We start from the raw sequence: 25,712 nt of genomic DNA, 5'->3' as shown, positions 1-25,712 counted from the left end.
TAAAACCTCAGCACCTTTGTACCTTCCTCTTACGAACACCCGCAGTTCCCGTCGCCGCAGTCTTTTTTCTTTTTAGATTTCCAAAAGAACTTTTTGATCAAAAAACCAACAGCGATAAATAATAGGACAAAGGCAATAATTTCTTGTACCATGATTGTTTATTTTAAAAGTTGATACGCAAAAAGCGCTACAAAATAGGCAAGACCACTCATAAGAACCAGTTGCATGGCAGGCCATTTCCAGGAGTTCGTTTCTTTTTTGGTAATAGCCAGTGTACTTGCACATTGCATGGCAAAGGCATAAAACAAAAGCAAAGAAATTCCGGATGCAAAATTAAAAATCTTATGACCCGTTTCCGGATTTATTTCTTCCTGCATTTTGCTTTTTATAGTGGCTTCATTATCGCTGCTTCCCACGCTGTAAATCGTTGCAAGAGTTCCTACGAACACTTCACGGGCAGCAAACGAACTGATAATCGCAATTCCTATTTTCCAATCGTAACCCAAAGGCGAAATGGCAGGCTCAATGGCTTTACCCATAATCCCGATATACGAATTTTCTAATTTTTGAGAAGCCACTTCGTTTTCAAAAGTTGTTTCATCCAGAGGCGTGTCAACAAATCTTTCTTTTACGATGGTTTCGGCCTCGTTAAAATCTTTTCCGGGACCGTATGAAGCTAAAAACCATAATATAACCGATATCGCCAGAATGATTTTACCTGCTCCAACAACAAAGGCCTTGGTTTTTTCGACAACATTAATTGCTACGTTCTTAAAAAGAGGCAATTTGTAACTTGGCATTTCCACAACAAAATATGTTTTTGAGCTAAATTTCAATATTTTGTTTAAGATATAAGCAGATAGAATCGCAGTTCCAAAACCTAACAAATACAACAACATCAACGCCAGTCCCTGTAGGTTTAAAAATCCAAAAAGGCGTTCGTTAGGGATTACCAATGAGATAATAATAGTATAAACAGGTAATCGTGCAGAACAGGTAGTAAACGGCGTTACCAGAATGGTAATCAAACGTTCTTTCCAGTTTTCGATGTTTCGGGTTGCCATAATTGCCGGAATTGCACAGGCAGTTCCTGAAATTAAAGGCACCACACTCTTTCCGGAAAGTCCAAACTTGCGCATGATTTTGTCCATCAGGAATACCACACGACTCATATAACCACTTTCTTCCAGAATAGAAATAAACAAAAACAAAAAGGAAATTTGAGGAATAAAGATAATAACACCACCTATTCCGGGTACGATTCCCTGCGAAAGCAAATCTGTCAGAATCCCACTTGGTAATTCTTTTGCAACCCAGCTGCTTAAAGAAGCAAAAGTACTGTCTATAAAATCCATTGGGATAGTTGACCAACTAAAGATAGATTGAAAAATGAGAAACAAGATCGCTAAGAAAATGACATAACCCCAAACTTTGTGGGTTAAAACACGATCCAGTTTTGCTCGTATGTCTTTTGCCATCGATGCATCGATTTGCAAACCTCCTTTTAGAACATCGTTTATAAATTGATACCTTTTTATGGTTTCTTTTTGCTGTAAACGTTTTAGTTCTGAATGCGATTTGGTAAACGTACTTCTGATTTCATTTCGGTCTAAATTCGAAAAGTTTACATCTTGCGTGATCACCAACCATAATTTGTATAACAATTGGTTTGGAAATGCTTTTTGCAAACTCTCAAAATACGCTGCGTCAATAACAGACGAGTTTAAGCAAGACTCATGCGGAATGGTTTTGTAGGAGACAATTAATTCTTTCAATTCATCAATGCCTAAACCTTTGCGGGAGCTTACCAAAGCAATTTTGGTTTTTAGCTTTTCTTCAAGATACGGAATGTCTAAGGTAATTCCTTTACTTTCCATACGATCAGACATATTGATTACTAAGATCGTCGGAATTTCAAGGTCTTTTATTTGAGTGTAAATCAGTAAATTTCGTTTCAGATTCTCAACATCTGTTACTACAACTGCCACATCCGGATATAATTTGTCATTTTTATTCAGCAAAAGTTCAATGACCACACTTTCGTCCATAGAACTTGCGTTCAGACTATAGGTTCCGGGCAGATCCAGAATATTTGCTTTTATATTTTGCGGTAATTTGCAAAACCCCATTTTTTTCTCAACTGTAATTCCGGGATAATTCCCTACTTGTTGATTTAAACCCGTAAGCTGATTAAAAACAGAAGTTTTTCCTGTATTAGGATTCCCAATAAGGGCAACATTAATAGTTTGAAGGCTCATTACAAATTGGTTTTGATAAGTTCAACTTCAATTTCACGAGCCGTTTCGATACGAATGGCTACATGCGAACCATTAATATCCAAATATAACGGATCTCCAAAAGGAGCAATTTGAAGCAATTCGACCAAGTTGCCCGGCAAACAACCCATCTCTAATAACTTTAAAGGAATCAAATCGATATCAAAATCTTTGATAATGGCTTTCTCGCCTTTTTTCAGGGTATGGATTGTATTTCGCAAGCTTATTTAGATTGAATTTAGATTGCAAAAATAGGCAATTATTCTTTATTTAAAGGCATTTAACACTTTTCTAAATGCTAAATGTTTCTAAAAATAAGGGATTTTACTCCTGACACAAGAAATTAATGTCTTCGATAAGGCGTTTGATTTCCTCTTTGTTTGTTCCGTCATAAAAACCACGAACACGTCGTTTTTGATCTACCAAAACAAAATTCTCTGTGTGCACCATATCATACAATTGATCCGGTCGACCCAACTTTACGGCCAGATAAGATTTTCTTGCCATTGTGTAGATTTCTTTTTTATCGCCTGTAACCAGATTCCATTTGCTGTCGACAACATGATGTTTTATCGCATATTCTTTAAGAACCGGAATACTGTCTGCCTCAGGAAAAACAGTGTGAGAAAGTAGCATTACTTTAGGGTTGTTCAAGATCGCTTTTTGAACGTCCTCCAGATTCGTTGTCATTTTGGGACAAATAGAACCACAAGTCGTAAAGAAAAAGTCGGCAACATAAATTTTTCCTTCGTAGTTTTTTTGCGTAATCGTATCGCCGTTCTGGTTTACAAATTTAAAATCAGCAATCGTATGGTATTTGCTTTTGTACTGAATCGTACTGTCGACCAATTCAGGATTTACATCGGCAGGATTGAAAAAAGGTAATGTTTTTTGTGGTTTTAAAGCCGAATAAAATAAGGATATAGTGACCGCCGAAAATACAATTAGAACAATAAAGAATTTGCGGTATTTGTAGAGAAGAGATTTCATAAAAACAATTTGGCGCAAAAATACAAAAAGAGCATTTTAAAATGCTAGTTGCAGGTGGTTTTTAACAATGTAACAGATTCAGGAAAGCTAAGTTATTTTTTCCGGATCGTTTTATTGACCAGATACAAACCTATTAATGTTACTACTGCGCCAATGACAATTGCCCGGGTCAAAGTTTCTCCAAAAATAAAAGAACCTAAAACCATTGCCACAATTGGATTGATGTACACATATATGCTGCTTATTTCTGTTGGAAGATGTTGCAGCGTATAAATAAAAGCGATAAAAGTCAGGACAGAACCTATAAGTACCAAATACCCAATCGCCCACCAGGAAGCCAAAGGTATAGTGCTTAACGGAATATTTGTGCCGGAAGCCTCTGTAATTCCAAACAGAAAAACACTAGAAATAAGCATCTGTAATCCTAAACTGAAATAGGGATTAAAATTTACGGCTTGTTTCTTAGTTTCCAAAATTCCAAATGCCCAGCTTATCGTTGATGCCGTCATTAAAACAATTCCGAATTGAAACTCAGGATTCAGGAAGTCGGAAATATAATCAATGAAAATAATGCAAATTCCGCCAAAACTGATTAGAATACCCAGTAAAGCCATTTTTGCAATTTTCAGTCCGTTAAAAAAGTTAATGATAATAATCCAAATCGGGAAAAGAGCACTAATAATAGCGCCCAATCCGCTGCTGATGTATTTTACACCCCACGTACTTAAGCCATTACTGAGCGCAAAATTCAAAATACTTAAAATTATTATAGTACGCCATTGTTTGCCTTTAGGCCATGGTTCTTTTTTCAGAATAAAATAACCCACATAAAGTATGCCGCCTAAAACCTGACGAATCGTTGCCAATTGCAAAGCAGGCATGTGTTTTACCCCTTCTTTTGAAGCGAGCCAGGTTGTTCCCCAAAAAAAACTCACCCAGCACAAAGCCAAAATTGGAAGACCAATGGCATCAATTTTTCCGGAAACGGCACTCTGAATTTTGGCTCTCATTTTGACTGTATTTTGATTGACAAATATTCTAAAAACAATTTTAATAATCCGTAAAAAACTAAGTTTAAATACATGAAAATATTCGATGATTTCTATTATCGATAATAGTATAATCGTTTTTTTACGATTATTTCAAAAATTTTAACATAGCTTTTCAAATAATAGGAATACGTTTGTATTAGGACCAGAAAATTAAATATAAATGAAAAAACAACTTAGCAGACCTTTAAGCTGCGCCTTTTTTGTAGCGGTTTCATTTACAGCTGTCAAAGCTCAAAATGCAACTTCAAAAGAACCGGGTATTAATGTTTCATACATGAATACTGCAATTAGTCCAAGTCAGGACTTTTTTCAATACGTAAACGGAAGCTGGCTTAGTAAAACCGAAATTCCAAGTGATCGTACAACATGGGGAAGTTTTAATGAATTGATCAAGAAAACAGACAAAGACGCAATGTCTATCCTGAAAGAAGCTTCAAAAAACCCCAAATATAAATCAGATACAGATCAGGGTAAAGCGGTTAATCTATTCTCGACGATATTAGACACTGTTGGAAGAAATAAAGCAGGAATTGCACCTTTGGCACCTTACTTTAAAAAGATTGATGCGATTAAAAACGTTGCAGATCTTCAAAAATATCTGATTGAAACAGAGCAGGAAAGTAGTTCCGGTTTTTTTGGGATATATGTTGGAGCTGATGAAAAAAACAGTTCTAAAAATTCTGTAAGTCTTGGCGTAAGCAGACTGGGATTGCCGGACAAAGATTATTATACAGCTGAAGATAAGGATTCTAAAGAAAAACGTGCAAAATATGAGCTTCATGTAGCAAAGATGTTGCAGTTTATTGGTGAATCGCCTGAGAAAGCAAAACAAAGTGCCGCAGGAATTTTGGCTTTAGAAACTCAATTGTCCAAACCAAGATTAAATCGTGTCGAAAGCAGAGACAGTCGTTTGCAATATAACCCAATGACCATTGCCCAACTTCAAAAATTAACACCGGCAATTAAGTGGGAGGCCTATTTTACCGGTCTTGGTTTAGCCAAGTTGGATACAGTGGTAGTTATGGAGCCTAAGTATATGAAAGCTTTGCAAACTATTTTTACGGAGAACAAAGTAGCACAGTGGAAAGAATACCTAAAATGGGATTTGCTAAACACCGTTTCTACAAAATTATCAACAGATATCGAAACAGCTAGTTTTGATTTTTACAGCAAAACCTTAAAAGGAGCGATCAAACAATTACCACGTGAAGACAAAGCATTACAGGTTGTAAACAATACTGTTGGTGAAGCATTGGGTAAATTATATGTAGAAAAAGTATTTCCTGCCGAAGCAAAGACCAAAGCAGTCGATATGATTCATAATGTGATTCTGGCGTATAAAAACCGAATCAACAATTTGACCTGGATGTCTGCTGCCACTAAAGTTAAAGCAATCGAAAAATTAAATAAGATTACGATAAAAGTGGGGTATCCGGATAAATGGAAAGATTATTCGGCACTTGAAATTAAAAGTGTAGCCGAAGGTGGTAGTTATTTTGATAATGCCCGTAACCTGAACAAATGGAATTTTAAAAAAGGAATTGAAAAACTAAAAAAACCGGTTGATAAAACAGAGTGGGGTATGTCGCCACAAACTGTAAATGCCTATTACAATCCGTCGTATAACGAAATTGTATTTCCTGCAGCAATCCTGCAACCCCCGTTTTATAATTATCAAGCAGACGAAGCCGTAAATTATGGTGGAATTGGTGCTGTAATTGGTCATGAGATTTCTCATGGTTTTGATGATTCAGGAGCACGTTACAATGCAGATGGAAATCTGGTAGACTGGTGGACTGCAGACGACTTAAAACAATTTACTGCCCTTGGTACTGCTTTGGCAGATCAATACAGTGCCTTGGAGCCTTTGCCGGGAATTCATGTAGACGGTAAATTTACTTTAGGAGAAAACATTGGTGACTTAGGTGGTATTAATGCGGCTTATGATGGTTTGCAATTGTATCTTAAAGCACACGGAAATCCGGGCTTAATTGACGGATTTACACCAGAGCAACGTTTCTTTATTTCCTGGGCTACCGTTTGGAGAACAAAAACCAGAGACGAAGCCCTTAAAAATCAGGTAAAAACAGATCCGCATTCTCCTGGAATGTACAGAGCTGTTGTACCAATCCAGAACGTAGATGCGTTTTATAATGCTTTTGGAATTAAAAAAGGAGATAAAATGTATATTGAACCAGATAAAAGAGTAAAAATCTGGTAAGAGAGACAACCATAAAAAAAACGGCGCTGATTGAGCGTCGTTTTTTGTTTTATAATGGGAAGAATCAGTGCATAAGTTTAACTTTTAAAGTAGCTTTTACGGCACATAGAACTTATAATCAGACGCTAATCCGGCAATTAATTATTTAAAAAATTTAACATAGAATATGAAATAATTGCAATATGTTTGTGTATATACTAAAAACTATAAATAAAAATGATTAAACAACTAAGAAAACCTATGTTTTGTGTGGTTTCTGCAATGATCACCGTCACGGCAGTTCAGGCTCAAAATGCAAAACCAAAAGAACCGGGAATCAATGTTTCTAACATGGATACCAAAGTGAGTCCAAAGGATGATTTTTTTCGTTACGTAAACGGAACATGGTTAGAAAAAACTGAAATTCCAAGTGATAGAAATTCATGGGGAAGTTTCAATGAATTACGTCAGAAAACTGATAATGATGCACTTGCAATCTTAAAAGAAGCATCAAAAGACCCAAAGTATAAATCGAATACAGATCAGGGTAAAGCAATTGCTTTGTTCAATACGATCATGGACACTGTTGGGCGTAATAAAAATGGTGTAAAACCACTTCAGCCTTACTTAAAGAAAATTGATGCGATTAAAAACGTAACCGATTTACAAAATTTCTTTATCGAAATGCAACCACAAGGTGGTATTGGTTTTTTTGGAGTTTACGTTTCAGCTGATGCAAAAAACAGTAATAAAAACTCTGTAAACTTAGGTCCCGGAGGTTTAGGATTATCAGATAAGGATTATTACAATGCTGATGACAAAGATTCTAAAGAAAAACGTGAAAAGTATGAAGTACACGTTGCCAGAATGTTACAGTTTATTGGAGAAACTCCGGCAAAAGCAAAAGAAAGTGCAAAACAAATCCTGGCTTTAGAAGTTGAATTGTCTGCTCCAAGATTAGACCGTGTGGAACGCAGAGATCGTAGAAAACAATACAATCCAACGGCTGTTGCTGATTTAAAAAAGAATACACCCTCAATTCAATGGGATAAATATTTCGCAGGAGTTGGAATGTCAAAAGTAGATACAGTCAACGTAGCACAACCGCGTTATATGATCGCTTTAGAAAAAACACTTTCTGAAAATAAAGTTGAGGCTTGGAAAGAATATCTAAAATGGTCGTTATTGAACAGAACTGCTGCAACTTTAAGCACAGATATTGAAAATGCTAATTTTGATTTTTACGGAAAAACATTAACAGGAGCATTAAAACAACGTCCACGTAACGAAGTTGCCTTGCAGGTAATCAATGGTGCAACCGGAGAAGCTTTAGGAAAATTGTATGTAGAGAAATTATTCCCTGCTGAAGCAAAAGATAAAGCAAAGAAAATGATCGCAAATGTTATGTTGGCGTATGAAAACAGAATCAATGCATTGGCATGGATGTCTGCACCAACAAAAGCAAAAGCAATTGAAAAATTGAAAAAACTGACCATTAAAATTGGATACCCTGATAAATGGAAAGACTACTCAGCTTTAGAGCTTAAAAATGTGAATGAAGGCGGAACTTATTTTGATAATTCAAAAAATATAGCAAAATGGGCGTATGCAGAGAACATAGCAAAATTGGGTAAACCGGTTGATAAAACAGAGTGGGGAATGTCTCCACAAACTGTAAATGCTTACTTTAACCCGTCTTACAACGAAATTGTTTTCCCGGCGGCTATCTTGCAACCTCCTTTCTATAATTATCAGGCAGACGAAGCTGTTAATTATGGTGGAATTGGTGCTGTAATTGGTCACGAGATTTCTCATGGTTTTGATGATTCAGGTGCACGTTACAATGCAGACGGAAATCTTGTGGATTGGTGGACTGCAGACGATTTAAAACAATTTACAACTCTTGGTACTGCTTTGGCAGATCAATACAGTGCTTTAGAGCCTTTGCCAGGAATTCACGTAGATGGTAAATTTACTTTAGGTGAAAATATTGGTGATTTAGGTGGTATTAATGCCGCTTACGACGGATTGCAGTTGTATTTGAAAGCAAACGGTAATCCGGGCTTAATTGACGGATTTACACCAGAGCAACGTTTCTTTATTTCCTGGGCTACCGTTTGGAGAACAAAATCAAGAGATGAAGCAATCAAAAGTCAGGTTAAAACGGATCCGCACTCACCTGGAATGTACAGAGCAGTTGTTCCAATCCAGAACGTAGATGCTTTTTACCAAGCTTTCGATATTAAAAAAGGAGACAAAATGTATGTTGATCCTGATAAGAGAGTTAAAATCTGGTAAGATCTAAAACCATAAAAAAGGGCGCTAATTTTAGCGCCCTTTTTGTTTTTATGCCTTATCGAACCGCAATGAATATTTCTATTGCTGCATTTTCCGGGTTTTGGGCTTTCTCGCCATAAACTTCAAAATCTGCTGTAAAACTTCTGTTGAGGTCTGAGTTCCAAATTTCCAGCCATTTATTGTAAACAACACCTTCAGATAAATTTCCTTTGGCAATCAATTGCTCATAATCTGCGCTTTCAATTGTTTTTCCTGTCATTCCTTGTGGTATAAAATCTAAGTTTTCGACCTTACAGCCCAAAATCGTAGTATACGGTTTCGTATGATCTTTTTCATAATCCGTATAGATACAAAAAATATCCGGGGAGACTGTGTTTGGGATTTTATGCTGAATTTCTTCGCTCATAAATTTGTTCCAAAGTGCCGGAATATCTTCTCCAGACTTTCCATTTTCGTTTGTAGTTCTAACAGAAATACCAATTACGCTGAATTTTTGAATGATCATTTTTATTTCATTTTTGTTAAGCAGTAAATATAAATTGATGCGATGACAACAGTATGTCAGCAGCAATTAAAGAAACTACTTCAAATGACTGTATATATACGATTCTATCGCTTTTAGTTCGTCATCAGACATTGCCTGCGTTACCGGAAAATTAGTTTTCATAACCTCAAACTGACTCGGGTCTACAATTGGTTCTGCATTTCCTTTTAGGAAAGTAGTGATATCCCCTTTTTTGTCTTTATAAATTTTGGCAATTTCCTGAATACTCGGACCAATTACTTTTTGATCTGCCTGATGGCAGGCGATACAATTTCCTTGTCCTTCAAAAATTTGTTTTCCCAGTGCTTCCGGTGTTTTGGCTTCTGCCGAATGTCCTTCAGAATAGTTTTCTGCAGGTTCGGGAACAGTATTTTCTGTGCCTTCTTTTTTGCAAGAGGCCAGCGCTAAAACAACGGATAATAATAATACTTTTTTCATGGTAAATTTTTAATATTATTTCATGGCATCAAACTTATAGCCATTGTAAATAAGTTTAGCTACAATTTGTTTCGAAAGAAGGTCTTTGTCTTCATCACCATAAAATGCAAAATTGATTTTTTCGGTATCGGTTAGAGTTCCTCTTAAGTGGTAGTATTTATTGTCCCAGGTAATTAGTTCATCCTTGATGTTTTTATTTGTGATGGGATTTGTATACCCTGTTTTTGTAGCATACCAGGCGCCTAAAAGTTTAACGCGGTTTTGGCTATGGCTGTTATTATCCAGTTGCGAGTATAGAGAATTTACGGTATAAACTAAACTGGCAGGAAAATTAGGCATAAAAACTACATTGCTTTTTACAACCTCTCCAATTAAAACATAATCCATAACAAGTTGCCCATTTTTATTGACTTCTTGTTTTTGAAAAACAGTGCCATTTTCAACTTTTATTCTAACCGCAACCATAGCATCATTTTCTGCTTTTAGTTGGTCTATCGTTTTTTGATTTGCATCATCAAAAACCTTCATAATGTTAGTTGGTGTTCCGTTAATAAATTCTAAAACACCTTTTTCATCTAAACCCGCTGCACTTATAAATTTGTATTTTTCGTTAGAAACGCTCGCGACAATAGCTTTCTGGAAACTGAACCCCTGATCTTTACCATAATCCAGAACCTCATTTGTTTTATTGTTGCTTAAATCAGTCAAAAGAGACCAATAAACCAATGAACCATCCAGTAGCGGAGTTGCTTTTCTTTCGATCGAAAAAACGGGTATGTTGTCTAAAGTAAGAACTTTGTAAACCAATTTTTCTTTGTCTAAAATTGCAACCTCAGTTCCGTCGATACTGATCTTGTCTTTTTTAATTTTTATGTCCTGACCAATTGCAGTTGCAGAGGCAATCATTACTAAACCAAGTACTATTTTTTTCATAAATTTTTGTTTGTTGCTGGATTTTATCTCTTTTTAATATTTGTTACCTGTTTAAAAGCAAAGCCGCTTCTTTGGCAAAATAAGTAGAGATAATACTCGCTCCTGCACGCTTAATGCAATATAGTTGCTCTATCATAATTTTGTCGTGATCTAACCATCCTTTTTCTGCTGCGGCCTTTACCATAGCGTACTCACCAGATACCTGATAAACTGCAACAGGCACATGAACGGTGTTTTTTATCTCACGAACAATGTCTAAATAGGCAATACCGGGTTTTACCATTACAATATCAGCACCTTCTTCAACATCCAATAATGCTTCACGAATACCTTCGATTCTATTCGCATAATCCATTTGATAGGTCTTTTTATCTTTGGGGATATTTTGAGAATCTACCGGAGCAGAATCCAAAGCATCACGAAAAGGACCATAAAATGCCGAAGCATATTTAGCACTATAACTCATGATCCCAACATTGTGATGTCCGTTTTCTTCCAATGCTTTTCTGATTGCTAAAACTCTTCCGTCCATCATATCACTTGGTGCAACAAAATCAGCTCCCGCTTCGGCATGACTCAGACTCATTCTGGTCAAAGCATCAACAGTGGCGTCATTGATCAATTGACCGTTTTCTATAATTCCGTCGTGACCATAAATCGAATAAGGATCAAGAGCAACATCCGGCATAACAATCATTTCCGGAACAGCATCTTTTATGGCACGGATCGTTTGTTGCATCAAACCATCTTTATTCCAGGCCTCAACACCTTTATTATCTTTTAGATTGTCGCTTACTTTTACATAAATATTGACCGCTTTAATTCCTAAATCCCAGGCTTCTTTTACTTCTTTGATCGTATTGTCTAAAGAATGACGGTAGATTCCGGGCATTGACGGAATAGCAACTTTTACGTCTTTTCCTTCGGCAACAAACATAGGAAGCATAAAATCCTGTGGACTTAAACTTGTTTCACGAACTAAAGAACGAATCGATTCATTGGTTCTTAAACGGCGGTTTCTTTGTAATGGGAACATATAATTGTAGATTTTAAATTTTAGATTTCAGATTGTAATCTGATTTTTTAATACAGATTGATCAATTCTTGTTTCTAAAACGGTAGTTGTTTTTTTGAAGATTATCCTACTTTTAATAAGTGCTGCAAAGTTAAAGAAAAATCAACAGAATAAGGAGTTTACCCATAACCAGAATCCGTTAATATTATCTAAAAATTTCAAGGATTATTGGTGTCTGGCTTTCATTTTTAAAAGCTCAAAATGAAACTTGTTCCTTATTATCCTATGGTTTTTAGAAAATTTCCAATTAAATTTGTCCAATGAAGAAAATTCTCGCATTATGCTGCTGTTTATTTTTAACAAGTTGCTTCGAAATAACAGAAAGAATAAAACACCACGACGATCAAAGTGGCGAATATACACTGATGGTCGATTTTTCGAAATCATGGTTTAAGACAAAATCGGCGATGTGGCTTGAAGAAGTCGATGGTGTAAAAATCCCTAACGAACAGGAAATAGCTAAGAAACTGGAAGACTTTAAGGCAAAAGCTTCAAAAATAGACGGAATTACAAACGTAACAACCAAGACTGATTTTGAAAATTATGTTTTCATTATCAAGCTTAATTATGCAACTGTAAAAGCATTAAATACTGTTGTAAATACCATAAACAATCAAAGCGATCAAATACACTTTACCAGTAATGCCAAAAGCTTTGAAAGAATTGCTTCGTACCCGGTTCCTGAAAAACTTGTAAAAGACCCTAAGAAAAAACAAGATCTTGAAGCCGCCAGCATTATTGCCATTTATACCTTCGATAAAGATGTTCAGGCTGTTGAAAACCCAAACAGCAAAATTTCTCAAAATAAAAAAACCGTTTTTTTAAAACAAAGTATGTACAGCGTACTTAAAAAGTCGGCATTAATGAACAATACAATCCAATTAACACCCTGATTTATGAAGCAGTTTTATACTTTATTTTTATTATTCGTCATCCATTGCACTTTTGGTCAGACCAATCAAAAGCAATACGACTATTTTGTACAGTTTAATGGAAACCAGCTTTCAAAAAAAGTAAACATTGCAGATATATTGAATCATCCGTTAATAGCCAAATACAAAGACGGTAAAACCAATCTTGATTTAAGCAAATATGCAACCCTTTTTCAATTGGATCAAAAAGCAACCATTCACGGAAACTTCACCGATAGCATTCCGTATTATCAGGTAACCATTCCGATAAAAAGCAAAGAAGCCGTCAAACAGTTTATAATCGAACAAAATACAAATAACAAAAATACTGATTCTGTTGAGGTTCCCACTATCAGTGATTTTGGCAAGTATGCTGTCTTTACGCCCAAAAACCAAACAAAATCGTTTGCCTGGAATGATAATTATTTGGTCATTGTAGAATTGACTAAAAAATATACCCCAAAGTATACTTATCCTGTGGTCGAACAAGATTCAGTTTCAGTTCAGGAACCTTATCAGGAATCTACATCAGGTACAGCAACAACAACGACAAATAGCGATGATGCTAAAGAAATAGAAGATTATGCAGCAACTTCTAATACTGAATATGAAAAGGCCCAGGCTGATTTTAACCTTTCGCAAGCCAGAAAACTAAGCCTTTTTATAAAATCATTATTCGAGAATGGTTTTGTTGCGCCGGATTCAGACAAGATAAATGCAGCGGCAGATATATCGTCATGGTTAAATTATAGTTCGGCAATGTCAACAATAAACTCGGCATATAACTCTTTTTCGCAATTCGCGACTTATAACAGATTCTTTCCGGCACAAAACAACTTTGGAAATTTGGTAAAAGGAGTTGGCCTTGATTTTTATTTTGATACCGATAATGCACGTATCCAGGAAGTTATTGAATATGCTGAACCAATGGCAGCAACGGTAGAAAAAATCACGAATAGAAAAATAAACAAAAATATCTTTGATTATTTTCCGGATCAAAAGCCATTAGGCTATATGTCTTATCATATTAATACAAGAGCAGCACTTGAAAATTTTCCCTCGTTGACAGCAGAATTATTCCAGAATCCAAAACTGCTCAGAGAAGACATAACGATTGTGACCGATTTAGTTTCGACTATAGTCGATGAAGAAGCTACTGCAACACTTTTTGATGGGGATTTAAGTTTGTTTTTATACAATACTAAAGAAATAGAAGTAACTAAAAAATCGTATGAGTATGGTGAAAACTATGAAGAAATAGAAACAGAGAAAAAGATAAAAAAGAACATTCCGTTATTCTCAGTAGTTTTTACATCAACCCATCCTACATTTGGTGATAAACTGATTCAATTGGGTGTTCGCAAAAAGTTTTTAATTCAAAATGGTAATACCTATCAGGTCGTTGGATCAGAGGAATATGGTACTATTTTTATCAAAAAAGAGAAAGATGTTGTAATCGTATCTAATACAGGAGATTATTTTGGTACCGGAAAAGGCTCTTTTGCCAAAGAAGTTAAAAAAGCACTGAAGAAAAATTATATGTATGGAAACCTGAATCTGGCAGCATTGACAACGGCCTATGATACTGAGATTAAAACCAATGAAACCGAATCTAAAAAGATAAAAAGAATGGCAGAACAATTTACAGCTGTTGTAATAGAATCGCCTAAAAAACTAGTTGATAATAAATTAATCTTCGAATTTAGATTAAACGCAGCAAAGTCAGATAAAAATATCATTTTGCAAATGCTAGATTTAGCAGAAGAATTAGGCAAATAGTCAAAAAAGAACTAAAAACAAAATCCCCGGAAAAAGAATATCCCGGGGATTTTTTATGCTCTAAAATTGCCATTTTTGGACTTATCTAAGTAATAGATGCGGTATAAATTTCTTTGATGGTCTTGCCTAGCTTGGTGTTGAAATCAGTATCAGACTGACTGGCAGAAAGACCTTCGGATAATGCACGTGAGAAACTGGCAATCAATCCGTGGTTTTGAGCAAGTTTATCATTGGCTTCGTCTTGCGCATATCCACCGGATAATGCCACAACACGCACAACATGCGGATCAGACATTAGTTCGCTGTAAAAGTTATTTACCGTTGGAATAGATAATTTTAGCATCACTTTTACATCTTTGTCCAATAAACTAAGCTGTTTCAGGATTTCGTCTTTCAAAATTTCTTCTGATTTTTGTTTATCAGCACTATAAATATCTACCTCAGGTTCGATAATAGCAATTAATCCTTTTTGAAAGATTTGTAAACCTACTGCAAATTGTTGCTCGACTACCTCGCGAATTCCTGTAGTATTTGCTTCTTTAATAACAGAACGCATTTTAGTACCAAAAACATTTCGCTCTACCGCTCGTGTTAGCAGTTCGTCCAGATTAGTAATGGGTTTCATCAGTTGCACACCGTTTGCAAGGTCAGCAAGACCTTTGTCGACTTTTAAAAAAGGAACTATATTTTTTTTCTCCCACAAATAATCGGCAGTCCATTGTCCGTCAATTTGGCAATCCATTGTGTTTTCAAACAAAATGGCCCCCAGAATATACGCGCGGTCAAAGGCAGGACTTTTAATAATTCGGGTTCTCATTTCATGAACAAGAGTATACATTTCCTCGTCATTCGTAAAACTGTTTTCCTCGATCCCGTATTGTGCTAAAGCTTTTGGTGTACTTCCGCCACTTTGATCCAATGCAGCGATGAACCCTTTTCCGGAATGCATGCGATTTAATTGTGCGATGTAGCGCTCTCTATTTTTCATACTATTTTATTTTAGATTTAATCCCGATAGCTATCGAGAGTAGATTTTATATAAATTTAATCATTTATAAGCCTGTTTTTTGATTTACTTTCTCATAAACTTCTTTTACTTTTTTGGGAGGGTCAAAACGATATCCAATACTAAACTTCAAGGTAGATATGTTATCGTTCAGTCGCGCTTCTGCGGTATCATTCTGGATAAAATTAAGCGTGTTTAAACTCGCAAAACCAAAAAAACGATCTCTGTTATACGCAAGCTTCAAATTAAAGTCTAACTGGTATAAAACAGACACATCGCCATCAAGATCATTGATTCCGGCGCCAAAAGCAATTCCAGCTCCAATTAAAATACGATCGCTAATTACAAAATTATAAAAGTAGGAGGGAGCCAACGAAAAAACATAAATATCCGCATTCGAAGAATCAGGTTCGTTGTTTAAATTAAGATTGGTATAATAAAATGAAAAACTGGGGATAAAACTACCGGAACTCCTGGTTTGCCATTCGTTTTGATTCACTAATGTTTTATAAGAGAACCTATCATTGAAGATATAAGAGGTAGTTCCTCCAATTTTTGTAGAACGCATTCGTGGAAAATCTACCGAAACCCCCGGTTCAGTGGCATAAAATCCTTTTTGATTAATAAAGGTAAAAGATTGCATCCATTTTTTATAGTAAAAACGGGTATTAAAACTAAACAATTTAGAATTTGAATTGTCTTTGTTTATATCAAAAAATTTGGGGGCAAAACCAAAACTAACGTCTATAAATTTATAACTCAAGCTTACGCCTAGTTGTTCTCTTCGGTTGGAATTAAGGTCCAGGTATTTCTTTTGGCCTTGAGAATCAAAACCAATCTGAAAATTATTCGAAGTGTCTAAATAGTAGATGCTCGCAGTAACTTTATCATCATATGATTTAAAATAGGGATTCTGAAGCGAATCCTTTTGGGCAAAACACCCAAAAAGACCTCCAAAAAACACGATATAAATCAGTTTTAGATTCATTTTTTGATTTTATACAAATAATAGTAATTGCGTTTATGAATATGTCACCCCGATGGGGTTTAACAAAATAAACGTATAAATTGCTATAAATATGCTATCCCTCTGGGATTCATGTTATGTTTATCGTTATAAATTATTACATCTTCAATTTGAGCTCCATCGGAGCATTATATTTATAGCAAAATTAATATGCATTATTGCCAAAGCTCCAGAGGAGCGACATACAATATATAGAAAGAACATCAAATATCATCAAATAAATATTCATTCTTGAATTCTATATTAAACAATTTTAAAAATTCAATATATTCTTCCTTGAACGTTTTTATTTTATGATGTTCTTCTTGATTACGAATGTAATTTATAACATTTGTTAATTGAGAATGGCTATATGAAAAGGCTCCAAATCCTGTTTGCCATTCAAATTTACCATTAATCCACTTTTTATCATTTATAAATTTAGATGAATTAGCCTTTATATCTCTAACTAAATCAGATATGGATTTGTCAGGTTTTAATCCAATTAAAATGTGAACGTGATCTGGCATTCCATTAATGACAATTAGTTTTTGATCTTTATTTGTAATAATTCCTGTAATATATTTATAAACTTCATCTTTCCAAATGGTTGAAATTAAGTTTTCTCTGCCTTTAACAGCGAAAACAATATGAATATACAATTGCGAATAGGTATTTGCCATAAAATTTTGATTTATAAGATTTCACTCCAATGGAGTTTAATAAAATAAATCTACAAAATGGCTATAAATATGTTGTCCCGATGGGACTTAATTGTATTAAATCAGGTTAAGTTAAACGTCTTTAATAGAAAGCTCGAGAGGAGTACAATATTTATAACTAATATTATTGCTGTTTAATTATAGCTCCATCGGAGCGATACTTCTTTATTGAACCCAATCAACAGGATTTTCTAACACGTTCACTAATTTTTCTTCTTCACTTCCTGCTTCGGCATGATGATCGTAAACCCATTGCACATGCGGAGGCAAACTCATAAGGATACTTTCGATTCTTCCGTTGGTTCTTAAACCAAATAAAGTTCCTTTGTCATGAACAAGATTAAACTCGACATAACGACCACGGCGAATTTCCTGCCAGTTTCTATTTTCCGGATTATAGTCTAAATTTTTTCTTCTTTCTACAATCGGAACATAGGCTTCAAGGAAACTATTTCCAACTTCGGTTACAAAATTGTACCAATCTTCCATCGACATTTGCTCATTTGCTTTGCAATAATCAAAGAACAAACCGCCAATTCCGCGGGCTTCATTTCTATGTGCATTCCAGAAATAAGCGTCACATTGTTTTTTATATTTTGGATAAAACTCCGGGTTGTGTTTGTCGCAAGCCGTTTTACATGTTTGATGGAAGTGTTTTGCATCTTCTTCAAACAAATAATAAGGTGTTAAATCCTGTCCCCCGCCAAACCATTGTTCGATTACTTTTCCGGATTCATCATACATTTCAAAATATCGCCAATTGGCGTGCACAGTAGGGACCATTGGATTTTTAGGATGTAAAACCAAACTTAATCCGCAGGCAAAAAAATCAGCTTCGCCAACGCCAAACATCTTTTGCATTGCTTCTGGTAATTTTCCGTGAACGGCTGAAATGTTGACACCGCCTTTTTCAAAAACATTTCCGTTTTCAATAACACGTGTTCTTCCGCCACCACCTTCCGGACGTTTCCATAGATCTTCACGAAATTTTGCAGTTCCGTCAACAGCTTCTAATCCAGTGCAAATCTGGTCTTGTAATTTTTGTATGTAAGCGTAAAATTTATCTTTCATGAGTATTATATTCTGATTTAAGCAATCCAAAATAAACAACATCTTCTAATGTTCCGTCGCCATTTTTGAATTCGTCTCTTAAAATTCCTTCTTGTTTAAAATGATGTTTCAAAGCAATCTGCTGACTTGCTTTGTTGATTGTTGAGGTACAAATAAAAACCTTGTTCATTTTTAAAGTGTTGAAACAAAAATCTAAAGTTTGAGAAACTACTTTTGATGTAATTCCTTTACCCTGATAATCTTCATCTGTAAAATAGCCCAATTCACATTTTGCTTTATGGTTATCGATGCTTTTTACGCATAAATAGCCAATTAAAGCATTGGTTTTTATATCTCTGGGATAAAAATAGTATCCTTCTTTATGATTTTCCTTGTCCTGATTGAAAGCAATAAAGTTTTTTGTTTTTTCTAAATCTAAGCAATTTGACAAAGTAACCGGAAAAGTCTTTTCGATATGGGAGGTATTCTTTTTGATGAGGTTGTAGAACTCTTCTGGAAGAATATCGTTGATTGTTTCTATTTTCCAATCTGTAAAACTCATCTCTATTTGTTTTTAGCCAAAGTAATTTTAGCATTTATTCCAAACGAAAAAACCTTGCTTTCCTGCTGGATATAGTAGTAAATGGCAAGTGCCTTTCCTGAAAAATCAAATTGTTTTTCCTGAGATAAATTCACTAGGATATCTGCAAATTGTTCCTGTTGATTCCAATCTAGATGACATTGCTGCAAAAGAATAATCAACTCTTCTTCAGGAATTTCAATAGTTTTTTCTAAGCTTAATCCAAAACCTTTTAGTTGCTCATCGATGAGACTAATGTTTTCGGTGTTCCAAAATTTAGGAACAAAAGTCAGTGCATGCAAAGTTCTTAGCGTATTTTCTATTCTGATACTTTCTTCATCTCTAAGTCCTTTGTTTAGCATATTTGTATGTTTTCTAAACTTGATGTTTGATATTATTCACAAACCCCGGATTAAAATCCGGGGCTACAAAATGAATCGTTCCTCTGGAACTTTAATAGTTGGTATATAGTAATAGCTACAGACAAACTGAAAACTAGTTAGTTCCCATATTCCTTAACCGCGTCTATAAACGCTTTTGCGTGATCTACAGGGATATTTGGTAAAATTCCGTGGCCTAAATTTACAATATATTTATCTTTTCCGAACTCGTTAATCATTTCATGTACCATTTTTTTGATGGTTGGAATTGGAGAAAGTAATCTTGACGGATCAAAATTTCCTTGTAAAGTGATGTTTCCACCAGACAAATAACGCGCATTTCTAGGCGAACAGGTCCAGTCTACACCTAAAGCCGAAGCTCTACTTTTGCCCATTTCGCCAAGAGCAAACCAACATCCTTTTCCGAAAACGATAACCGGAGCGTGATCCGCCAAAGCCTCAACGATCTGGTTGATGTATTTCCATGAAAATTCCTGATAATCAACCGGAGAAAGCATTCCGCCCCAAGAATCAAAAATCTGAACAGCATCAACACCGGCTTTTACTTTTTCTTTTAAATATAAAATAGTAGTGTCTGTAATTTTTTGTAATAAAGTATGTGCTGCAGCAGGGTTCGAAAAGGCGAAGCCTTTAGCAGTATCAAAACTTTTAGAACCTTTTCCTTCAACAGCGTAACAGAAGATTGTCCAAGGCGAACCTGCGAAACCAATTAATGGTACTTCGTCGTTCAGCATTTCTTTAGTCAATTTGATGGCATCCATTACATAACCTAAAGTTTCCTGAATATCCGGAACAAAAACCCTGTGAACATCTGCCAATGAACGAATAGGATTTGGTAAAAACGGACCAAAATTCTCTTTCATCAAAACTTCGATTCCCATTGCTTGAGGAACAACCAGAATGTCTGAAAATAAAATCGCTGCATCCGGAGCAATTCTGCGAATAGGCTGAACGGTAATTTCGGCAGCTAATTCCGGAGTCTGACAACGGGTGAAAAAATCATATTTATCACGCAAAGCGATAAATTCCGGTAAATATCTTCCGGCTTGACGCATCATCCATACTGGTGGGCGTTGAACAGTTTCTCCTTTTAATGCTTTTAAAAATAGGTCGTTTTTTAACATTGTTTTTTATTTTAGGTGCAAAGCCACAAAGGGACAAAGTTGCAAAGGTTTTTATTTATATTCGTTAATTACATCTTCGATTACGTCCTCAACCGTTGGCTGATCTGCAATGATAATGTTTTTGGTGATTTTGTCTAAAGCTTCGGCGGTAGTTTCTCCTATGCAAAAGCACTTTTCTTTTTTGATCGTATTATCCTTCAGATAACTTTCAACGCCGGAAGGACTAAAAAATAAGATTCCGTCTACAGCAGTTTTTATTTTCTGAGGCGTTAGTGACGTATCATAAACCTGAATCTCATTCAGTTTTACATCGGCATCTTTTAAGGCTTTTGGTAAAGTTTCCCTGCGTAGGTTTCCGCTAAAAAAAGTATAACTTTCGTTGCGGTAAATCAAAGTGATGATCTCGGCTAAATCTGCTGCGTAACCTGTGTAAGCAACCACATTAAATCCGCTTTCAGACAAAATAATTTTGGTTTTTAAACCCACACAAAATACATTTTTACTTTTCAGTTTTTCAACATTAGGATTTGACAAAACACTATGAACAGCATTCTGGCTTGTGAAAATCAAATTTTCGTTAAGATCCTTTAATTCGAAAGGTTTATTTTGGGTCTGAATAAAATCAGCTTCAACGAGTTCGATATTGGCTTTTACCAATGCTTGTTTTTGTTCGCCCGAAAGCTTTTTTGTAGATAATATTTGAATTGATTTACTCATTTAATATGTTTTTGAATTGTTCAGTAGTAGGTAGTTTACCTTCTAATTCTTTTGGTAATTTTTTACTTAAAATATATTCTGAGACACCAATTGGTTTATTCACACTTCTTAATGCATATTCTACTTCTAAATGATCCTTTTCAGGAACTAATAATATTCCAATACTTGGTTTATCATCGTCTTGTTTTAGCTGATCGTCTATTAATTGAAGATAGAAATCAAGTTTACCTATAAATTCGGGCTCAAATTCCACTACTTTTAGTTCAACAGCGACTAAACATTTTAATATACGATGATAAAACAGTAAGTCTATATAGTAATCTTTATTACCTAATGTAAGGCGATATTGATTTCCAATAAAACAAAAACCATATCCAAGCTCCAACATAAGTCTTTTTACCTTTTCTACCATAGAGTTTTCTAAATCTCTTTCAGAAATAGGTTTGTTAATGTCAAGAAAGTCTAAACTATAAGTACTTTTAATACTTTCTTGTGCTTGTTCTAAAAAGTGTTCTGTTAGTACTTTTTGAAAATTATTTTGAGATGGATTTTGCAGGTATTTATGATATGCGTCAGCCTTAATTTGATGTAATAGTACTGATCGGCTATATTTGTTTTTAATTGTGTTTTCTAGATAAAATATTCTTGCTTTAGGATCTTTTACCTTCTGAATAATTAAAATGTTGTGTTGCCAAGGTACGTTTGTGACAAGATTTTTAATATCACTTAAATCTGAATCAACTTGATTCAGATTTGAATACTCGTTAACCAATTGGCGCATAAACCATAGATTTCTTGGCGACCAGCTAATTCCTTTTCCTATTGTTTTGCTTAAGTCATTACTTAATAATTCAACAATTGATTTTCCCCAACCAAACTGTTCTTGCCTTTTAATTATAAGTTCTCCTATACTCCAGTATAAAGTGTTTGAAATAGTTTGAACAGATTGTACAGCCTGAACCCTATGGTTTTGTACCAAATTAGTTATTTCAACTAAAAAGGATTCATATTGGGAAGCTATGATCTGATCGTTAATTTCCATGAAATTTGAAAAATTATTTTTTTAGAGATTCTTTAATAGATGCCATCAATTGGGCCCCGCCATTGTTCAGGATTTCCTGAGCAGCGAAGAAACCTAGTTTTTTCCATTCTGAAATATCAACAGTTTTGTCAATTTCGAGTTTTTGTTTACCATCAACAGAAAGCAAAACACCCTGAAAATGTAAAGTGTCAGCGTCTTCATTATAATTTACCAAAGCCCCGATTGGTGCTGTACAGCCACCTTCCAGTGTTCGTAGAAACTGACGTTCGATATAAGTACAAATTTCAGTTTCGATATGATTCAATTGCGAAAGTGCATCCAGCGTATAATTGTCGTTTTCCATTGCTACAACCAGCATTGCACCTTGAGCTGGTGCCGGAATCATCCAATCTAAATCTATATAATTTCCGGGTTTCAGGTTAATGCGCTCCAAACCTGCAGCGGCAAAAACAGCTCCGTCCCAGTTATTGTCTTGTAGCTTTTGCATACGCGTGTTTACGTTTCCGCGTAAATCAACCACGGTATGATTAGGGTATTTGTTAAACCATTGTGCCTGACGACGTAAACTTCCGGTTGCAATAGTGCTTGGATTAGTAAAATCAGGATTTCCTTTATGTACTAAAATGTCTAAAACATTGGCTCTCTCCAAAACTGCCGCCTGAACAATACCTTTGGGCAAAGCCGTAGGAACATCTTTCATAGAATGAACGGCAATATCAATATCGCCATTAAGCATAGCGATATCAAGTGTTTTAGTAAAAATTCCGGTAATACCAAGTTCGTACAGCGGTTTGTCAAGAATAATATCGCCTTGGGATTTTACGGCAACAATTGAAGTTTTATACCCTAAGTCGTTTAGTTTTTTTTCGACAGTATGTGCTTGCCAAAGTGCTAGTTCGCTATCGCGAGTTCCAATTCTGATTGTTTTTTTAGCCATTTTTTGTTTCTTGAACCATATAAGTTATATAAGTAAATTTAAGCAGTTTGCGTAAAAACATCAGTTTTATTAAATGAACTTATATAACTTATATGGTTTAAAATTTGATTTTATTAAGATGCTTTTATCTTAAAGACTTTCTCAATCCATTCGATGCTTTCATCTACCATGGTGTCGTCGTCTTTTAAGTGATTAGCAAAATGTGTAGTGATTTTCTGGATGATTCTGTTGCTGATGATTTCAGCCTGAGCCTCATTGAAATCTACAATTTTTCTACTTTGAAAATCTAACTCTGATACTTTGATAGCGTTTAGTTTTTCTTTTAAAGCATTAATCGTTGGAGCAAATTTGCGTCCTTTTGTCCAGGTAACAAATTCCTCTTTTACTTCTTCAATAATAGCTTCGGCAGCAGGAATGTGTAATTTTCTGTTTTCAAGAGTTTCATCTGTCAATTGAGACAAATAATCCATGTGGATCAACGTTACGCCTTCTAATTCCTCTACATTTTCATGAACGTTTTTAGGAATCGATAAATCTAAGATCAATAAAGGTTTCTTTAGATTTAGGATGGCTTTATCAACTGTTGGGTTTTGAGCACCTGTAGCGACAACAACAACATCGGCTTTTTGAAGTTCCAGATGTAACTCGGAATAATCTTTAACAATCAAATTTAGTTTTCCGGCTAATTTCTCTGCCTTGTCCTTAGTTCGGTTGATTAAAGTAATATGCTCATTTTTAGTATGTTTTACAAGATTTTCGCAAGTATTTCTTCCAATTTTTCCTGTTCCAAAAAGTAAAATATTTTTATTGCCAATATCTTCTACATTTTTCATAATGTATTGTACGGATGCAAAAGAAACAGATGTTGCGCCTGAGCTAATCTCAGTTTCGTTTTTGATTTTTTTGCTTGCCTGGATTACGGCATTTACCAATCTTTCTAAGAAAGCGTTTGCTAAACCAAAAGATTTTGAATGAGCAAAACTGGTTTTTATTTGGGAAATTATCTCAAAATCGCCTAAGATCTGACTGTCTAAGCCAGTTCCTACACGAAAAAGATGATTTATTGCTTCTTGATTTTTGTAGACAAAACCAACTTTTTGAAAAGCATCGACAGAACCGTTGCTGTTATCACAAATTAGCTTTATTAATTGAAATGGGTGTTCTGCAAAACCATAGATCTCGGTTCTGTTGCAGGTCGAAGTGACAATTAAACTTTCTATTCCTTCACTTTTAGCTTGTTCCAGCAAACGCGTTTTTGCAATTGCATCCAAACTAAATTTACCTCTTACCTCAGCATCAGCTTTTTTATAACTCAGACCAACTGAATAAAAATAAAGGTGTTTCGGTACATTATTGTTTTCCATAAATTCACTTTCATAAGAGTGCAACAAAATTATTACTATAGTCGTTATAAAAGTAACGCTCAAAGTGCTTTTTGTATCGCTACATGTTTTTTTGTTTCTAAACAGCTGTATTTATGCAAAAATAAGTACTTTTGTAGCAAAATCAGCTTGTTAGAAATGATTTGTTTAGAGTGATTCTAAATAAGATTATTCAAATATCCTGATTTTCGATTCAAAAAAATATCGCTATGAGTTCTCAAGAAATTATAAAAATTGAAGACGACTTTACGCTTATTCGTTTTCAAAATGACAGTTCAGAGCCTTTTTCGGCACAGCACGAAGTAGGTAGTGGCTTGATACAGTTTCACTTCGGAATAAAAGGCAATGCCAAATTCTTGTTCAATCAGGGCAGTTATGCTTTAGACTTGAAAGAAGAAAAATCGTTGCTTTTGTACAATCCGCAGAAAGAATTACCATTGAATTTAGAGTTGGCTCCAAATTCCTGGGTAATCTCCGTAATTGTTTCGATCAAGAAATTTCACGCGTTGTTTTCTGCAGAAGCCGACTATATTACTTTTTTAAGTCCCGATAATAAAGACAAAAAGTATTATAACGAAGGAAACATTAGTCCGTCGATGGCAATTGTTTTGAGTCAACTGTTTCATTATAACTTACATCCATCCATAAAAAACCTTTATTATAAAGGAAAAGGATACGAATTATTGAGTTTGTATTTTAACAGAACCGAAGACCCAAATGCAGAACAATGTCCGTTTTTGATCGATGAAGATAACGTTCTGAAAATTCGAAAAGCCAAAGAAATTATTATCGCTAATATGGCTGAACCGCCAGGTTTACAGGAATTGGCAGATGAAATTGGTTTGAATTTGAAGAAACTCAAAATGGGATTCAAACAAATTTACGGTGACACGGTTTATGGTTTTCTATTTGATTACAAAATGGATTTTGCTCGTAAACTATTAGATAGCGGTTCTTATAATGTAAACGAAGTAGGGTTGAAAATAGGCTACAGTACCGGAAGTCACTTTATAGCGGCGTTCAAGAAAAAGTTTGCCACAACTCCTAAAAAGTATTTGATGTCGATAAATACTAATGTTTAGTTTTTTTGCCACCAATTTCACGAATTGACACAAATTAATTATCTGCGAAAATCTGTTAAACCAGTTACATCTGTGTGCCAATATCTGGTAAATCGATTTTCTATATTCAACAATAAATAAAAAATAATAATTATCATATTTCTAAAAAGTTACATACAATACTTTTG

Annotated in this window: 25 protein-coding genes; 5 read left to right on the top strand and 20 right to left on the bottom strand. The window is 34.9% G+C overall.

Going from position 1 to position 25,712, the window contains the following annotated elements; genetic code table 11:
* Positions 1 to 29: 29 nt before the first annotated feature.
* From B0A64_RS12925 to B0A64_RS12905, 5 genes are all read right to left on the bottom strand, one after another.
* Entirely contained in the window at positions 30 to 152 is a 123-nt protein-coding gene (locus B0A64_RS12925) for a FeoB-associated Cys-rich membrane protein (protein WP_317045004.1), read from the bottom strand.
* 6 nt (positions 153 to 158) lie between these two features.
* A complete protein-coding gene (feoB, locus tag B0A64_RS12920; protein ID WP_089479934.1) occupies positions 159 to 2,258 on the bottom strand; it encodes a ferrous iron transport protein B in 2,100 nt (699 codons plus the stop codon).
* Positions 2,258 to 2,497, bottom strand: coding sequence for a FeoA family protein (locus B0A64_RS12915; RefSeq protein WP_089479933.1), 240 nt, complete (start codon positions 2,495 to 2,497; stop codon positions 2,258 to 2,260). The genes feoB and B0A64_RS12915 overlap by 1 nt, the downstream gene beginning before the upstream one ends.
* A 103-nt stretch (positions 2,498 to 2,600) precedes the next feature.
* Positions 2,601 to 3,266 carry an SCO family protein gene (locus tag B0A64_RS12910; RefSeq protein WP_089479932.1) on the bottom strand — a complete coding sequence of 222 codons (666 nt, stop codon included), beginning with the start codon at positions 3,264 to 3,266 and terminating at the stop codon, positions 2,601 to 2,603.
* 92 nt (positions 3,267 to 3,358) lie between these two features.
* Positions 3,359 to 4,276, bottom strand: a complete 918-nt coding sequence (locus tag B0A64_RS12905; protein WP_089479931.1) for a DMT family transporter — start codon at positions 4,274 to 4,276, stop codon at positions 3,359 to 3,361.
* 202 nt (positions 4,277 to 4,478) lie between these two features.
* Here B0A64_RS12905 and B0A64_RS12900 point away from each other — a divergent pair, with 202 nt between their 5' ends.
* Positions 4,479 to 6,539, top strand: coding sequence for a M13 family metallopeptidase (locus B0A64_RS12900; RefSeq protein WP_089479930.1), 2,061 nt, complete (start codon positions 4,479 to 4,481; stop codon positions 6,537 to 6,539).
* 216 nt (positions 6,540 to 6,755) lie between these two features.
* Positions 6,756 to 8,816 (top strand): M13 family metallopeptidase, encoded by a 2,061-nt coding sequence (locus B0A64_RS12895; RefSeq protein ID WP_089479929.1) that lies wholly within the window; start codon positions 6,756 to 6,758, stop codon positions 8,814 to 8,816.
* A gap of 55 nt (positions 8,817 to 8,871) precedes the next feature.
* Here B0A64_RS12895 and B0A64_RS12890 read toward each other — a convergent pair whose 3' ends face one another.
* The 4 genes from B0A64_RS12890 to hemB all read right to left on the bottom strand — a co-directional run bounded on the left by B0A64_RS12890 (position 8,872) and on the right by hemB (position 11,767).
* Positions 8,872 to 9,321, bottom strand: a complete 450-nt coding sequence (locus B0A64_RS12890) for a GyrI-like domain-containing protein (protein WP_089479928.1) — start codon at positions 9,319 to 9,321, stop codon at positions 8,872 to 8,874.
* 75 nt (positions 9,322 to 9,396) lie between these two features.
* Entirely contained in the window at positions 9,397 to 9,798 is a 402-nt protein-coding gene (locus B0A64_RS12885) for a c-type cytochrome (protein ID WP_089479927.1), read from the bottom strand.
* 15 nt (positions 9,799 to 9,813) lie between these two features.
* Entirely contained in the window at positions 9,814 to 10,731 is a 918-nt protein-coding gene (locus B0A64_RS12880) for a hypothetical protein (RefSeq protein ID WP_089479926.1), read from the bottom strand.
* Positions 10,732 to 10,774: 43 nt separating this feature from the next.
* Positions 10,775 to 11,767 (bottom strand): porphobilinogen synthase, encoded by a 993-nt coding sequence (hemB, locus tag B0A64_RS12875; protein ID WP_089479925.1) that lies wholly within the window; start codon positions 11,765 to 11,767, stop codon positions 10,775 to 10,777.
* A gap of 299 nt (positions 11,768 to 12,066) precedes the next feature.
* Here hemB and B0A64_RS12870 point away from each other — a divergent pair, with 299 nt between their 5' ends.
* Together B0A64_RS12870 and B0A64_RS12865 are read left to right on the top strand one after the other, a co-directional pair.
* Positions 12,067 to 12,699 carry a hypothetical protein gene (locus B0A64_RS12870; protein ID WP_089479924.1) on the top strand — a complete coding sequence of 211 codons (633 nt, stop codon included), beginning with the start codon at positions 12,067 to 12,069 and terminating at the stop codon, positions 12,697 to 12,699.
* Positions 12,700 to 12,702: 3 nt separating this feature from the next.
* The gene (locus tag B0A64_RS12865; protein ID WP_089479923.1) at positions 12,703 to 14,496 is read left to right on the top strand and encodes a hypothetical protein; all 1,794 of its coding nucleotides are present in this window, start codon (positions 12,703 to 12,705) and stop codon (positions 14,494 to 14,496) included.
* 85 nt (positions 14,497 to 14,581) lie between these two features.
* Here the strand turns inward: B0A64_RS12865 and B0A64_RS12860 are convergent, their stop codons facing one another.
* The 11 genes from B0A64_RS12860 to hemA all read right to left on the bottom strand — a co-directional run bounded on the left by B0A64_RS12860 (position 14,582) and on the right by hemA (position 24,445).
* The gene (locus tag B0A64_RS12860) at positions 14,582 to 15,484 is read right to left on the bottom strand and encodes a fructose bisphosphate aldolase (protein ID WP_089479922.1); all 903 of its coding nucleotides are present in this window, start codon (positions 15,482 to 15,484) and stop codon (positions 14,582 to 14,584) included.
* Positions 15,485 to 15,548: 64 nt separating this feature from the next.
* Positions 15,549 to 16,490: a DUF4421 family protein gene (locus tag B0A64_RS12855; protein WP_089479921.1), complete on the bottom strand. Its 942-nt coding sequence runs from the start codon at positions 16,488 to 16,490 to the stop codon at positions 15,549 to 15,551.
* Between the two features lie 242 nt (positions 16,491 to 16,732).
* On the bottom strand, positions 16,733 to 17,191 hold the full coding sequence (tnpA, locus tag B0A64_RS12850; protein ID WP_089479920.1) for an IS200/IS605 family transposase: 459 nt from the start codon (positions 17,189 to 17,191) through the stop codon (positions 16,733 to 16,735).
* A 204-nt stretch (positions 17,192 to 17,395) separates the two neighbouring features.
* A complete protein-coding gene (gene hemF, locus B0A64_RS12845) occupies positions 17,396 to 18,301 on the bottom strand; it encodes an oxygen-dependent coproporphyrinogen oxidase (RefSeq protein WP_089479919.1) in 906 nt (301 codons plus the stop codon).
* Entirely contained in the window at positions 18,291 to 18,842 is a 552-nt protein-coding gene (locus tag B0A64_RS12840) for a GNAT family N-acetyltransferase (RefSeq protein ID WP_089479918.1), read from the bottom strand. The genes hemF and B0A64_RS12840 overlap by 11 nt, the downstream gene beginning before the upstream one ends.
* A gap of 2 nt (positions 18,843 to 18,844) precedes the next feature.
* A complete protein-coding gene (locus B0A64_RS12835; RefSeq protein ID WP_089479917.1) occupies positions 18,845 to 19,222 on the bottom strand; it encodes a hypothetical protein in 378 nt (125 codons plus the stop codon).
* Positions 19,223 to 19,359: 137 nt separating this feature from the next.
* A complete protein-coding gene (hemE, locus tag B0A64_RS12830; protein WP_089479916.1) occupies positions 19,360 to 20,385 on the bottom strand; it encodes a uroporphyrinogen decarboxylase in 1,026 nt (341 codons plus the stop codon).
* A gap of 51 nt (positions 20,386 to 20,436) precedes the next feature.
* Entirely contained in the window at positions 20,437 to 21,102 is a 666-nt protein-coding gene (locus tag B0A64_RS12825; protein WP_089479915.1) for a uroporphyrinogen-III synthase, read from the bottom strand.
* Positions 21,095 to 22,144, bottom strand: coding sequence for a PDDEXK nuclease domain-containing protein (locus B0A64_RS12820; RefSeq protein ID WP_089479914.1), 1,050 nt, complete (start codon positions 22,142 to 22,144; stop codon positions 21,095 to 21,097). Before B0A64_RS12820 ends, B0A64_RS12825 begins: the two co-directional genes overlap by 8 nt.
* Before the next feature lie 13 nt (positions 22,145 to 22,157).
* Positions 22,158 to 23,081 carry a hydroxymethylbilane synthase gene (gene hemC, locus B0A64_RS12815; protein WP_089479913.1) on the bottom strand — a complete coding sequence of 308 codons (924 nt, stop codon included), beginning with the start codon at positions 23,079 to 23,081 and terminating at the stop codon, positions 22,158 to 22,160.
* Positions 23,082 to 23,194: 113 nt separating this feature from the next.
* Positions 23,195 to 24,445, bottom strand: coding sequence for a glutamyl-tRNA reductase (gene hemA / locus B0A64_RS12810; protein ID WP_089479912.1), 1,251 nt, complete (start codon positions 24,443 to 24,445; stop codon positions 23,195 to 23,197).
* A 227-nt stretch (positions 24,446 to 24,672) separates the two neighbouring features.
* Here hemA and B0A64_RS12805 point away from each other — a divergent pair, with 227 nt between their 5' ends.
* Positions 24,673 to 25,545 carry a helix-turn-helix domain-containing protein gene (locus tag B0A64_RS12805; RefSeq protein WP_089479911.1) on the top strand — a complete coding sequence of 291 codons (873 nt, stop codon included), beginning with the start codon at positions 24,673 to 24,675 and terminating at the stop codon, positions 25,543 to 25,545.
* The last annotated feature ends 167 nt before the right edge of the window (positions 25,546 to 25,712 follow it).

It is taken from the genome of Flavobacterium araucananum (assembly GCF_002222055.1).
Taxonomy (GTDB): Bacteria; Bacteroidota; Bacteroidia; order Flavobacteriales; family Flavobacteriaceae; genus Flavobacterium; species Flavobacterium araucananum.
The sequence above is the reverse complement of the archived record's forward strand: the minus strand, read 5'-3'. Positions and strand labels throughout refer to the sequence as shown.